Genomic DNA, 12,431 nt, shown 5'->3' on the forward strand with positions numbered 1-12,431 from the left:
TCGCGAAGGGGGTTCAGACGGCGACGCTGACATCCTGCCGATCCACCGCCACCAGCGTCTCGATCATCGCCCTGGCCGCCGGGGACAGCCGGAACCCGGTACGGCTGACGATGCCGCAACGGGCGTTCATGCTCTCGAGGTTCTGCGGCAGGTTGCGCCAGTGCAACAACACCAGCGAACCCTTGGCGACATCCTCGACAAACGCCTCTTCCGTGCCGACGCCGATGGCATTGGATTGCAGCACCACTTTGACCAGCGCCGGAAAGTGTTCGGTCTCGATGGTCGGCGAGAAATCGATGCGTCCGCTGAGGTTCGCCAGCAGCTTGCGAATGCCCGGCGGAATCAGCGTGGCGGCCAGCGGGTAGTCGAACATGTCGTTGGTCGACAGACTCTCCTTGGCCAACAACGGATGTCCCGGGCGGCAGAAAAATACGCCGCGCTTGGGTGTCAGCGGTTGGGTCTGGAAATTCGGATCGGACTCGAAATGGCGAATGTCGGCGATGAAGAATTCGATCTCTTCGCGGCTCAGCGCACGGCTGAGCTTTTCCCAGTTATCCACCTGAAAACAGGTGCGCACTTTCGGGTGCGCATTGATGAATTGCGCCACCGCGTCCGGCACCAGTTTCACCGCCGGCGCCGGGCCGCAACCGAAATGTACTTCGCCGGCGTCGAGCTTGGTCATCTGCGTCACTTCAGCGCTGAGCAACGCCGCCCCCTGCACCAGGCTCAGGGCGTGTTGCAGCACTACCTGGCCCTCCGGGGTCGGACGCAGATCCTTGTTGCCGCGATCCACCAGCACGCAGCCGAACTCTTGCTCCAGCCCCTGAATGCTGCGGCTGAATGCCGGTTGAGTGATGCCCATGGCGTCTGCCGCGCGGACAAAACTGCGGTGTTCGTTGAGGGCGATGAAGTAGCGCAACTGGCGAAGATCCATATGCTTTTCCGGCATCCTAAAAATAGCTCGAAGGCATTTGCGACGAGGGTTGCTTGAGGTTTTAAATGCAAGCTCTTATTCCGTCAACGAAGCATGTGAATATCTATTAGATGTAAATGGAATATAGATAGAGCGTTGTTTCGCTGCCGGCAAAATCGCAAGCCGTCGATGAGGGTCGTCCCATGAGTAATGCCGCACTCGCCGTAAAGTCCGTTTCTCACGCGTTGGAAATTCACCCGGTAGCCGGGCGTATCGGTGCGGAAATCCGCGGCGTGCACCTGTCCGGGGAGCTGGATGCCGCCACCGTCGAAGCAATCCAGCAGGCGCTGGTTGAATACAAAGTGCTGTTTTTCCGCGAACAGACTCAGCTCGACGATCAGCGTCAGGAAGCCTTCGCTCATCTGCTCGGCGAGCCGGTAGCGCACCCGACCGTGCCATCGCGCGAAGGCACCCGTTATCTGCTCGAGCTGGACGGCGCAGAAGGTCAGCGCGCCAATTCCTGGCACACCGACGTGACGTTCGTCGACGCCTACCCGAAAGCCTCGATCCTGCGCTCGGTAGTCGCCCCAGCCTTCGGCGGCGATACGCTCTGGGCCAACACCGCGACCGCTTACAGCGGCTTGCCGATCGAGCTGCGTGAACTCGCCGACAAACTCACCGCCGTGCATAGCAACGAGTACGACTATGCCGGAGCGAAACCGGACGTCTCTGCGGAAAAACTGGAGCGCTATCGCAAAGTCTTCACTTCGACTGTTTACGAAACCGAGCATCCGGTGGTGCGAGTGCATCCGGTCAGCGGCGAAAAGAGCCTGCTGCTGGGGCATTTCGTCAAACGCATCAAAGGCTATTCGCAGTCAGATTCGGCGCACCTGTTCGGCTTGTTGCAAAGCCATGTGATCCGCCAGGAAAACACCGTGCGCTGGCGCTGGCAGGCGGGTGATGTGGCGATCTGGGATAACCGTTCGACGCAGCATTACGCGATTGATGATTACGGCACCCAGGATCGGGTGGTGCGCCGTGTGACGCTCAAGGGCGAGGTGCCGGTGGGGGTGAATGGGCAGCGGAGCCAGACTATCAAGGGCGCGGATATCGTCGGCGTTTGATCGGGCCTCTTCGCGAGCAGGCTCGCTCCCACAATGGATTAGTGCCGGACACAACGGATGTGATCGACGCCAATCCCTGTGGGAGCGAGCCTGCTCGCGAAGGGCTTTCACCACACTCCGATCTGAACGACCTTCTCGCTTTCCGGCTCTCCATAACGAAACCGCTGCCCACGCAAGTCGATCTCCTGATGGCTGATCGTTGTGCGCCGCTTCAACCCGCGCATCCATTCAAACAAATACCCCGCATGCTCCTCGCGCACCGCTGCGTACGCCGGGTCATCGCCCAGATCACGCAGTTCGTGCGGGTCATTCAACAGATCGAACAGCTGCGGTCGAAAGCCGTCGTACGCCAGGTATTTCCAGCGCTCGCTGCGCACCATGGTCATGCGGCAACGATCGATCGGTTGGTCCAGTCGTTCCCGCGCCGGTGCCTGAAAGGCGTAGTCGTACTCGCTGATCGCATAACGGCGCCAATCGGGATTTTCCCCGTGCAGCAATGGGATCAATGAGCGCCCTTCCAGCCGATGTTCGGCGCCCGCTAATCCCAACGCTTGAAGAAACGTCGGCAACCCATCGATGGTTTCCGCCAGTCGATCATCGACAGTGCCACGGGTGACATCCGCCGCCGGCCGAGGGTCGCGCACGATCAACGGCACGCCCACCGCCTGTTCCAGCAAAAACTCCTTCTCGCCCAGCCAATGATCGCCAAGGAAATCGCCGTGATCGCTGGTGAACACGATCAACGTGTCATCCCAGCGCCCGTTGCTCTGCAGAAAATCGAACAGCCGCCCCAATTGATCGTCCACCTGCTTGATCAAGCCCATGTAGGTGGGGATTACATTCAATCGTACTGAGTCGCGGGAGAAGTTGAGGCTTTCCTGATGCTGGCGAAAGGCAGCATATACGGGGTGTTTGCTGGCTTCAGAGGGCGTCGCGCGGACCGGTTTGAGAATCGATTTCGTACTGTACAAGGCGTGGTATGGCGCTGGTACGATGTAGGGCCAGTGCGGTTTGATGTATGAGAGGTGTAAACACCAGGATTTCTCGCCCTGCTCAGCGATGAAGTCGATGGCGCGATTTGTAGTGTAGACAGTCTCGGAGTGTTGCTCGGGAATTCGTGCTGGCAAATTCGCATAACGCATTTTCCAGCCACTGAGGATTTCACCGTCCTCGCCTTCGGCGGCATTCGCCCAGTCGTGCCAGGGATTGCGGCCGTCGAAGCCGTGTTCGCGCAGATAGTGGGTGTAGGGCGCGGATTCACGCTTGCCGTCGAATAACGGATCGTCGGGGTAGATGCCGTCGTGGCGCAGGTACGGTTCGAATCCGACCTCATTGAGCAACTCGGCTTGCGCGCTTTGCGAGTTGATCGCCAGGCGCTGCAAGGCGTCGACATTGGCCGTGGCGTGGGTCTTGCCGACCAGCGCGGTGCGGATGCCGTGAGGCCGCAGGTAATCGCCAATCGTCAGTTCATCCAGCGGCAAGGGCACGGCGTTCCAGGCCACTTGATGGCTGCTGACATAACGCCCGGTATAGGCCGACATCCGCGACGGGCCGCAGATCGTGCCCTGGGTGTAGGCACGGCTGAAACGCACGCCTTCGGCAGCGAGACGATCGATGTTCGGCGTGTGCAGATGCGGGTGGCCGTAGCAGGACAGGTAATCGCGGCGCAGTTGATCGCACATGATGTACAGCACGTTGCGCACGGGGTTGGGCGGGGTGGGCATGGGGTTCACCGGTCAGTGGGACAGGTGAGGGTTTTCGCCGTCGGTAGGGGTGTTCGGCAAGTGCATTTGGGGAATGGGGTTTATGCAGGGATTGCATCAGCCCCTTCGCGAGCAGGCTTGCTCCCGCATTTGAAATGCGTATTCCTGTGGGAGCGAGCCTGCTCGCGAAGGGGCAGCTCAGACCGCAAAATTCTCCAGCGAACACACCTCATCATCCACCGCATCGATCGCCTTGATCTGCTCGATCATCGCTTCGGCCAACGGTGACAACCGATACCCGGCGCGGCTGACAATCCCATAGCGGGTATACAGCTCCTCCAGATCATCGGCGAGGCCTTCGATCTTCAAACAGACCAGCTCACCCTTGGCCAGATGCAACGCATCGGAATACGCGCCGACAATTCCGATCGCCTCCGAGCGCAGCACCACACTCAACAGGCTCGAACCGTTTTCGCACTCCACATTCGGGGTGAAATCCGGGCGACCGCTGAGGTCGACGATGACCTTGCGCAGGTTCGGCGGGCGGATGCTCACCGCCAGTGGATAACTCAGCAACTGCTCGGCGGTGATCCGTTCAAACGCCGTCAATGGATGCCCGGCGCGGCAGCAGAAATGCCACTTGCGCGCGCGCAAGCGGTGGGTCTGGTAATCCGGATCCGCCTCGAACTGCCGGGTGTCGGCGACGAAGAATTCGAACTCCTCGCTGAGCAGGCGTTTGCTCAGGCTTTGCCAGTCATCGACCTGAAACTGCACCCGTGCTTTCGGGTAGCGGCCGATGAAGGCGCCGATCGCGCGCGGGATCAATCCGGCCGCCGGCGCCGGCCCGCAACCAAAGCGCAATTCCCCTGCTTCGAGGCCGTTGAACTGGCTGATCTCGTTGGCCATCTGCTGCGCACCGCTGACCAGTCGCCGCGCATGTTCGAGCAGGACCTGGCCCTGTTTGGTCGGCGGCAATTCCTTGCGCCCACGATCGACCAACTGGCAGCCGACGCTGTGTTCCAGCGCCTGAATGCTGCGGCTGAATGCTGACTGCGACAGGTTCACCGCCTGCGCGCCAGCGACGAAGCTGCGTTGTTCAGCCAGAGCGATGAAGTGACGAAGCTGGCGCAAGTCGATATGCATTTTTCACATAAAAAATATCCGGGAAATGCATTGGATATGCATTAGGTCGACTCCTTATAAAGGCAATCTCTTATGCAGTAAATATTTGTAAATCCATAAATAAATAACTGAAAAGAATATGCAGTGCTGAAGATGTCTGTGTGTTTTTTGACCAGGAGCCGCGCCATGAGTCCGTTGAATCTCGCGTTACCCCCATCACCCCGACGGCTCAAACGCCTGCCTTTGGCGCTGTTGCTGGCAGGCAGCGCCAGCTGGACTCACGGTTATGCCGCCGAAACCGACACGCCGCCGCCGATTCCGGCAGGCACAGCGGCGGCCAATGGTTCGCAGCTGGAAACGGTGACCGTCACCACCCGCCGCCGCGAAGAAAGCTCGCAAGATGTGCCGACGCCGATGAGCGTGGTCAGCGGGCAGAATCTGGAGACGCAGCGGGTCTACCGGATTCAGGATCTGCAGCAACTGGTGCCCAGCGTCAACGTCGCCTACATGCATGCGCGCCAGTCCAGCGTGTCGATCCGCGGTCTGGGCAACAACCCGGCCAGTGATGGTCTGGAAGGCAGCGTTGGTCTGTACATCGACAACGTCTATCTAGGCCGTCCGGGGATGGCGGTGTTCGATCTGATGGACATTGAGCAGCTCGAAGTTCTGCGTGGGCCGCAGGGCACGCTGTTCGGCAAGAACACCACCGCCGGGGTCATCAACATCAGCACCCGCGCGCCGTCATTCACGCCTGAGCGCAGCATCGAAACCTCGGTCGGCGAGGACGGTTATTTCCAGACCAAGGGCACCATTTCCGGGCCGCTCAATGATCAACTGGCCGGGCGCTTTTCTGCTTACCGCACGCGCAGTGACGGCGACATCAAGAACGAATACGACGGCCACGACCTCAACGGTGGTTCGCGCGAAGGCTTCCGCGCGCAGCTGTTGTTCAAGCCCAATGAAGATTTCAATCTGCGCTGGATCGGCGATTACAACGAAGAAGATTCCAGCGCCGGCACCCGCGTGCTGTACAACGCCGGGCCGACCATCAACGGCGTCAATCTGTATGAATCGCGGGCCAGCGCGGCCGGGGCGACGCTGGTCAACGGCCGGCACCGCAAGGTCAATCTCGACAACGACCAACACGTCACCGTGCATCAGGGCGGCACTTCGGTGGAAGCCAACTGGACGTTGCCGAGCGATTTCACCCTGACTTCGGTCAGCTCGTACCGCTTCTGGAATTTCACCCCGCGCAACGACGACGGCCTCAATGTGCCGGCGAGTTACAACGCCGGCGTGTCGGTGGAAGACAAACAGTATTCACAGGAATTTCGCCTGGCCTCGCCCAAGGGCGAGTTCTTCGATTACGTGGTCGGTGCCTACTATTTCGGCTCGGATCTGGACAACAAATCCTTCGCCTATTACGGCCCGCAGGCCGACATCTGGAACGGCACCCCGGCCGGCGCCCTGGCCAACGTCACCAGCGTCGGCAAGGGGCATATCAAGACCGACAGTTTCGCCCTGTTTGCCCAAGGCACCTGGCACCTGAGCGAGCGCCTGGATTTCACTGCCGGGGTGCGCGGCACCTACGAAGAGAAAAACGCCTCGGTCAGCCGCAACGCGCCGCTCGGCGGTGTGGCAGTGGCCGGCGCGGCAGCCAATGCGCGCCGCGGGCGTGCCGGCGCCTACGATTCCGGAGACTTGAATCAGTACAGCTCCAGCCCCTCCGGACTGCTCAACCTGAGCTATCGCATAACCGACGACGTGCTCGGTTACGCCACGCTGTCCCATGGCGAGAAATCCGGCGGGGTCAACCTTGCGGTCGGCTCCGCACCTACCGCTGGCGCCGACTCGTTATTGATTGGCACCGAGCGTGCGAATAACGCCGAACTCGGTTTCAAAAGCACCCTGTGGAATCGCCGCCTGCAACTCAACGCCAACGTGTTCTGGACCCAGGTCAATGCCTACCAGACCAACGCCTATGACGCCGCCAACCGCGTGCAATACCTGACCAACGCCGGCTCGGTGCGCTCGCGCGGCATCGAGTTCGAAAGCACCGTGGTGCCGCTGCGTGGCCTGACGCTGAATTTCAACGGCTCGTACAACGACGTCAGCTATCTCTCCTACAAGGATGCGCCGTGCCCGCCGGAAGTCAGCCAGGCCCCGGGTGCGCCGGCCTCCTGCGACCTCAGCGGCCATCAAGTGGTCGGCGCGTCGAAATGGATCGGCAACGCCAACGGCGAATACACATGGAATCTGGATAACGGCTTCGAACCCTACGTCACCGGCAGCTACGCGTTCCGCTCCAAAGCGGTGGGCACGGTGGAGGATTCCGACTACGGGCAGATCCCCAGCTACGCGGTGGTCAACCTCTCCACCGGCCTGCGCGGCGATTTCAATCAGGGCCAGTGGGATGTTTCGCTGTGGCTGAAAAACGCCTTCGACAAAACCTACTACACGACCCTGTGGACCGGCGGCAACGGCGGCTATGAGGGCCTGCTCGGCACGCCACGGACCCTCGGCGTTACCGGTCGCTACGACTTTTGATTGATCCATCGAGGCGCTGCATGCTGTCGCCCGGCAATGCCGCGTTATGTTGTTACTGATCGGCTTGTAACAGACCCCCATCAGTCGCTAGTTAAAATGGAATTAATCCTCGACAGATTTGAAATAAGTTATGAGCAACTTGAATAGTGCTTATTGCAATTTCGTTAGTCGCATGAGTGGACAATGTTTGAGTGTCAGACCATCCTGACCGTCGTGAGTTTTCAGGAGGAAACTTGCGCTCATCGGAAGACACTTATTCAACGATAAAGGAAATCGAATCATGTCGAGCATCAATGGAACTTATGTAAACTCAAACTCTGGCGCGAAACTGGTTATTACCGATGGCAACGACTCCAATGGCTCGTTCAGCGGTACGCTGAGTCAAGGCGGCGTGAACTACGACATCCGCTACGGTAATTACCACTTCCAGAACAGCACCGGCAACCCTACGACGATCGCGGTACTCGCTCAGAACGGCAACAGTGGTTATCAAACCTGGTCCCTGTTTTCCCCTGACCATAACTACGCAAAATTGCGTGCTGCAGGTTCCCGTACAAACTTTGACGGTGATGTGGTGACCCTGGGTGGGGAATTCGTCAAACAGTAATGTTGCTGAAATAAATAAAGGCTGGCCACGCAAGTGTGCCGGCCTTTTTATTTGATGTTTCGATGAGTTGGCATCCATAAAGCCATGCTTTGCACGAATACATTTCATGCCGCGAAAGCATGTCCTTTATCCGCTGTCCTTGAAAGCCTTGTATGACGTGGCCTTGCTGAAAATGACGGTTTTGCATATTCCATAAACGCCTATACATAAGATTAAAAATTACTTTCGGAGATAAGCGTCTAGCCCGATGATTCATCCAGCGACTCGCCGTGGGGGCTCCAAAAAACGGGGGGTCGGCAGCATTGCGGCAGAGAACGTGAAAAAGATCGCAGGGAGTGAATCAATGGGCAATGTCCAGACCGCCGCCAGCGCACAGGAATTGCTGTGGCGTCAGATGCCGAGTGGCGAATTGGTCGATCTTGGCCGGCCGCATCGCGTGCCATTGGCGCAGTTGCGTTTGCAGCGTGCGCCCAAAGGCATTCTGAGCCGGCGCGAGACGATCCTGCTCGGTGTACTGGCGTTGGTGGTGCACGGCGCGGTGATCTACTGGATCAATCAGCATCCGACCCCGGCGTTGCCAATTGTGCCGCCGGAAATTCCACCAATGACCATCGAGTTTTCGCGCCCGGCGCCACCCGCGCCACCGGTTGTCGAGCCGCCACCGCCTACGCCTGTGGTCGAGCCACCGCCACCGGTGCAGGACGAACTGGCTGTAAAACCTCCGCCGCCAAAACCTGTTCCGAAACCCAAACCGGTGGTCAAGCAAGCACCCAAACCAGCGCCGAAAGCGGTCGAGCAGCCACCCGCGCCGCCACAACCGGCAGCCCCGGTTGCAGCGCCAGGGCCACCTGCACCACCCGCGCCGGCACCGGTCACCCCGGCCTCGGCCAACGCCGCGTACCTGAAAAACCCGGCGCCGGAGTATCCGTCGCTGGCCCAGCGTCGCGGTTGGGAAGGCACGGTGTTGTTACGGGTGCATGTGTTGGCCAGCGGCAAGCCGGGTGAGATCCAGATTGCCAAAAGCAGCGGCCGCCAGCAGCTCGACGACGCCGCGCTGAACGCTGTGAAGCGCTGGAGTTTCGTTCCGGCCAAGCAGGGTGATGTCGCTCAGGACGGCTGGGTCAGCGTGCCCATCGATTTCAAGATTCATTAAACCGAAACCAAATTCGCGCGAAATGTTTACACGAGGGAACACATCATGACGTTACTGGCATCTCCACTGGAATCCATCGAAAGCGCGGTGATCTGGCTGCTGGTGGTTTTTTCCGTCGCCACTTGGGGCCTGGCTCTGCTCAAGGCTGTGCAGTTCGGCCTTCTGAAGGCGCAGGATCGGCGCTTTCATAAACGTTTCTGGGCGGCGTCGAGTCTGGATGCCGCCGCCGAATTGAGCGAAACCCAGCCCGGCGCAGCAGCGCGAGTAGCGCAGGCCGGTTACGCGGCAATCCAGGTGGGCGAGGCGCCGCAGGCGAATGATCTGAGCCAGGCGATCAACCATCAGGATCGCCTCGAGCGCGCCTTGCGCCAGCAGATCGTGCGTGAACGGCGCTCGCTGGAAACCGGTCTGGCGGTGGTCGCAAGTATTGGCAGTACCTCGCCGTTCATTGGTCTGTTCGGCACGGTGTGGGGAATCATGGAGGCCTTGAAAGGCATCAGCGCTGCCGGTTCGGCGAGCCTGGAAACGGTGGCCGGCCCGATCGGTGCGGCACTGGTCGCGACCGGTGTGGGGATCGCCGTCGCGGTGCCAGCGGTGCTGGTTTACAACTACTTTCTGCGGCGTCTGAAATTGACCGCAGCGGATCTGGATGACTTCGCCCACGACTTCTACAGCCTGGCGCAGAAGAGTGCATTCCGCGTACTGATCCACCCGACCGCGCACAAGGTGGCAACGCCGGGCAACGCGGCAAAAGTGAAGGAGGCATCCTGACATGGCCTTCTCCACGCAAGACACGGACGAGGTGCTCAGCGAGATCAACGTGACGCCGCTGGTGGACGTGATGCTGGTGCTGCTGGTGGTCTTCATTGTCACCGCGCCACTGCTGACCAACGCGATACCGATCAACCTGCCGAAGACCGAAGCGGTGGCGCCGGTCGAGCAGAAGGATCCGCTGGTGGTGAGCATCGACGGCGCCGGCAAACTGTTTATCAACAAGGACGAGATTCAGCCGGACCTGCTCGAATTCAACCTCAAGTCGGCCAAAGCCAAGGACCCGGAAGTGCGTGTGCAATTGCAGGCCGATGACGGGGTGAACTACGGCGAAGTGGCGCGGGCCATGGCTTCGATCGAACGGGCAGGGATCACCAAGTTGTCGGTGATCACTGCGCGGTAACAGATTTTGTTTTCCGGGGCCGTCTCCTTGGCAGGGTGCGGCCCTTTTTTTATTTTTGGCAGGGAGAAAAGCCCCTCACCCTAGCCCTCTCCCGGGGGGAGAGGGGACTGACCGAGGTGATTGTTCGAGTTGCGCAGACCTGAGATTTCGAGCCGAACTCAGGATTTGAACGACATGAAGATCGGCTCCCTTTCCCCCTCGCCCCCGTGGGGGAGAGGGCTGGGGTGAGGGGGAAAAGATTTCCAGCCATGCACAAACCTTATATTCGATTCAGGTCTTAATAAATAGCTTCTTATTCCTTAACGAATATAACTCGTCTCCCTATACTCGACCCAGAACAGACACGACGCAGGAGAGCTCCCCATGCGCAACGAATCAATCCGTTACCTGATTGTGCCGGGCTGGCAAGGATCGCCAGAAGATCATTGGCAAAGCCATTGGCAGAACAGCCTGCCGAACAGCGCACGGGTCGAACAGGCCGATTGGCTGACACCGCGCCGTGAGGACTGGGTCGCCGCGCTGGCCGAAGCGGTTGCCGCCGACAGCACGCCGGTGATTTTGATTGCTCACAGCCTCGGCTGCATCACGGTTGCCCACTGGGCGGCGACGGCGCCGCTGCAATACCTGCGTCAGGTGCGCGGGGCGTTACTGGTCGCGCCGGCCGATGTCGAGCGTCCTGCTTGCGCCCCGGCGTTGCGCAATTTCGCACCGATTCCGACGGATCTGTTGCCGTTCCCCAGCCAGGTCGTCAGCTCCGACAACGACGCCGCCGTCAGTGCGCCGCGCGCTTTGGAGCTGGCGCGCAACTGGGGCGCGGAGGCGGGGATTCTCGCCGGGGCCGGGCACATCAACGTCAAGTCCGGGCATCAGCGTTGGGAGCAGGGTTTCGCCTACCTCTATCGCCTGCAAAACCGTCTGGAACACCACGCCCGCCGTCGCGCCTGACCTTATTTTTCAACGCCCCCGTCGGCTGGCGGTTTTGGGCGGGAGCCTGCCATGAGTTTCGAAACCTTCGGTCAGCCATTGCTGACCTTTCCCGACGCGGAAAAAAGCCCCCTGAGCATTCGCGCCAAGGCGCTGGTGTTTGTCGACCCGCGCTCGCGGCAGTTGCGCGAGGAATTGGAGCACTTGGCTCCGCGTTCGATTTCCGTGTTGATTCGCGGTGAGACCGGTACCGGTAAAGAGTTGCTCGCGCGGCATATCCATCGCGCCAGTGACCGCAGCGGCCTGTTCGTTTCGGTGAATTGCGGCGCGATCAGCCCGACCTACGCCGATGCCGAACTGTTCGGCTACGCCGCCGGCAGCTACAGCGGTGCGGCCAGCAGCCGAGCCGGCTGGTTCGGTTCGGCCAACGGCGGCACCTTGTACCTGGATGAAATCGGCGACCTGCCACTGCCGATCCAGATCAAGTTGCTCGCAGCCTTGGAAAACCACGAAGTCACCCGCGTCGGTGCGCATCAGCCGAGCCCGGTGGATGTGCGCCTGGTTGCCGCGACCAGTATCGATCTGGCCCAGGCCGTGGACGCCGGAAAATTCCACGAGCGGCTCTATCACTACCTCAGCGAAGGTCATCTGGAGTTGCCGGCGTTGCGCGCGCGCACCGGCGACATCCTCTCGCTCGCCGAGTATTTTCTCGGCATCTATAGCCAGCGTCTCGACCTGCCTGTGCCGCTGATCAGCGAAGCCGCGCAGCGTGTACTCGAACAACACAGCTGGCCAGGGAATACCCGCGAACTGGAAAACGTCATTCACTTCGCCCTGCTGGTCAGCACAGGTGACGAGATTCTGCCGGAGCATCTAAACCTGCCCGACGCGTCTGCGCCGCAGGTTCAGATCGAACGACTGGTGAGGCAGACCCACATCGGCGGTACCAGTGCAGAACGTAAGGCATTGAAAGATTGGCTGATTCAGTTGAGCGAGACGGTTTAACCGTTTTCTTCAACATGAACAAAATGGAATATGAAGCTGAATAAACGTTATTGTCCGGGAATAAAAAATCCGGGTATTGTCCGCCTCACGCCAGCGATATCACTTCACTGGCACACGTATTAATGCCGTCGTCGATGACGACCGTGATTTTCGATAAGG

At 59.9% G+C, this 12,431-nt stretch carries 11 protein-coding genes; 8 read left to right on the forward strand and 3 right to left on the reverse strand.

All coding sequences use genetic code 11. The features are described 5' to 3' along the window. Nucleotides 1-13: 13 nt before the first annotated feature. Entirely contained in the window at nt 14-934 is a 921-nt protein-coding gene (locus J2Y90_RS07025; protein ID WP_212615023.1) for a LysR family transcriptional regulator, read from the reverse strand. A gap of 182 nt (nt 935-1,116) precedes the next feature. Here J2Y90_RS07025 and J2Y90_RS07030 point away from each other — a divergent pair, with 182 nt between their 5' ends. Further along, nucleotides 1,117-2,037: a TauD/TfdA dioxygenase family protein gene (locus J2Y90_RS07030; protein WP_253497842.1), complete on the forward strand. Its 921-nt coding sequence runs from the start codon at nt 1,117-1,119 to the stop codon at nt 2,035-2,037. A gap of 107 nt (nt 2,038-2,144) precedes the next feature. Here the strand turns inward: J2Y90_RS07030 and J2Y90_RS07035 are convergent, their stop codons facing one another. Next, nucleotides 2,145-3,761 (reverse strand): alkaline phosphatase family protein, encoded by a 1,617-nt coding sequence (locus tag J2Y90_RS07035; protein ID WP_253497845.1) that lies wholly within the window; start codon nt 3,759-3,761, stop codon nt 2,145-2,147. Between the two features lie 177 nt (nt 3,762-3,938). Next, entirely contained in the window at nt 3,939-4,883 is a 945-nt protein-coding gene (locus J2Y90_RS07040) for a LysR family transcriptional regulator (RefSeq protein ID WP_042608540.1), read from the reverse strand. Nucleotides 4,884-5,048: 165 nt separating this feature from the next. Between J2Y90_RS07040 and J2Y90_RS07045 the strand changes: the two genes are divergently transcribed. The 7 genes from J2Y90_RS07045 (at nt 5,049) to J2Y90_RS07075 (ending at nt 12,272) form a co-directional block, all read left to right on the forward strand. Then, a complete protein-coding gene (locus J2Y90_RS07045) occupies nt 5,049-7,409 on the forward strand; it encodes a TonB-dependent receptor (RefSeq protein WP_253497848.1) in 2,361 nt (786 codons plus the stop codon). A 280-nt stretch (nt 7,410-7,689) separates the two neighbouring features. Beyond that, on the forward strand, nt 7,690-8,016 hold the full coding sequence (locus J2Y90_RS07050; protein ID WP_253497851.1) for a hypothetical protein: 327 nt from the start codon (nt 7,690-7,692) through the stop codon (nt 8,014-8,016). A 343-nt stretch (nt 8,017-8,359) separates the two neighbouring features. Then, complete coding sequence (locus J2Y90_RS07055; protein ID WP_253497854.1) at nt 8,360-9,169, forward strand: energy transducer TonB; 810 nt, start codon at nt 8,360-8,362, stop codon at nt 9,167-9,169. A 45-nt stretch (nt 9,170-9,214) separates the two neighbouring features. Next, complete coding sequence (locus tag J2Y90_RS07060; RefSeq protein ID WP_253497857.1) at nt 9,215-9,940, forward strand: MotA/TolQ/ExbB proton channel family protein; 726 nt, start codon at nt 9,215-9,217, stop codon at nt 9,938-9,940. Between the two features lies 1 nt (nt 9,941). Beyond that, nucleotides 9,942-10,343: an ExbD/TolR family protein gene (locus tag J2Y90_RS07065; protein ID WP_007972930.1), complete on the forward strand. Its 402-nt coding sequence runs from the start codon at nt 9,942-9,944 to the stop codon at nt 10,341-10,343. A gap of 363 nt (nt 10,344-10,706) precedes the next feature. Further along, a complete protein-coding gene (locus tag J2Y90_RS07070; protein ID WP_064361616.1) occupies nt 10,707-11,288 on the forward strand; it encodes an alpha/beta hydrolase in 582 nt (193 codons plus the stop codon). Nucleotides 11,289-11,339: 51 nt separating this feature from the next. Continuing rightward, nucleotides 11,340-12,272, forward strand: a complete 933-nt coding sequence (locus J2Y90_RS07075; RefSeq protein ID WP_253497860.1) for a sigma 54-interacting transcriptional regulator — start codon at nt 11,340-11,342, stop codon at nt 12,270-12,272. Nucleotides 12,273-12,431: the final 159 nt, after the last annotated feature.

It is taken from the genome of Pseudomonas koreensis (assembly GCF_024169245.1).
GTDB lineage: Bacteria > Pseudomonadota > Gammaproteobacteria > Pseudomonadales > Pseudomonadaceae > Aquipseudomonas > Aquipseudomonas koreensis_F.

Bases quoted from the DNA above. Each gene is read 5' to 3' on its own strand.
- J2Y90_RS07025 (WP_212615023.1), bottom strand. From the start codon at position 934: ATGGATCTTCGCCAGTTGCGCTACTTCATCGCCCTCAACGAACACCGC.
- J2Y90_RS07030 (WP_253497842.1), top strand. From the start codon at position 1,117: ATGAGTAATGCCGCACTCGCCGTAAAGTCCGTTTCTCACGCGTTGGAA.
- J2Y90_RS07035 (WP_253497845.1), bottom strand. From the start codon at position 3,761: ATGCCCACCCCGCCCAACCCCGTGCGCAACGTGCTGTACATCATGTGC.
- J2Y90_RS07040 (WP_042608540.1), bottom strand. From the start codon at position 4,883: ATGCATATCGACTTGCGCCAGCTTCGTCACTTCATCGCTCTGGCTGAA.
- J2Y90_RS07045 (WP_253497848.1), top strand. From the start codon at position 5,049: ATGAGTCCGTTGAATCTCGCGTTACCCCCATCACCCCGACGGCTCAAA.
- J2Y90_RS07050 (WP_253497851.1), top strand. From the start codon at position 7,690: ATGTCGAGCATCAATGGAACTTATGTAAACTCAAACTCTGGCGCGAAA.
- J2Y90_RS07055 (WP_253497854.1), top strand. From the start codon at position 8,360: ATGGGCAATGTCCAGACCGCCGCCAGCGCACAGGAATTGCTGTGGCGT.
- J2Y90_RS07060 (WP_253497857.1), top strand. From the start codon at position 9,215: ATGACGTTACTGGCATCTCCACTGGAATCCATCGAAAGCGCGGTGATC.
- J2Y90_RS07065 (WP_007972930.1), top strand. From the start codon at position 9,942: ATGGCCTTCTCCACGCAAGACACGGACGAGGTGCTCAGCGAGATCAAC.
- J2Y90_RS07070 (WP_064361616.1), top strand. From the start codon at position 10,707: ATGCGCAACGAATCAATCCGTTACCTGATTGTGCCGGGCTGGCAAGGA.
- J2Y90_RS07075 (WP_253497860.1), top strand. From the start codon at position 11,340: ATGAGTTTCGAAACCTTCGGTCAGCCATTGCTGACCTTTCCCGACGCG.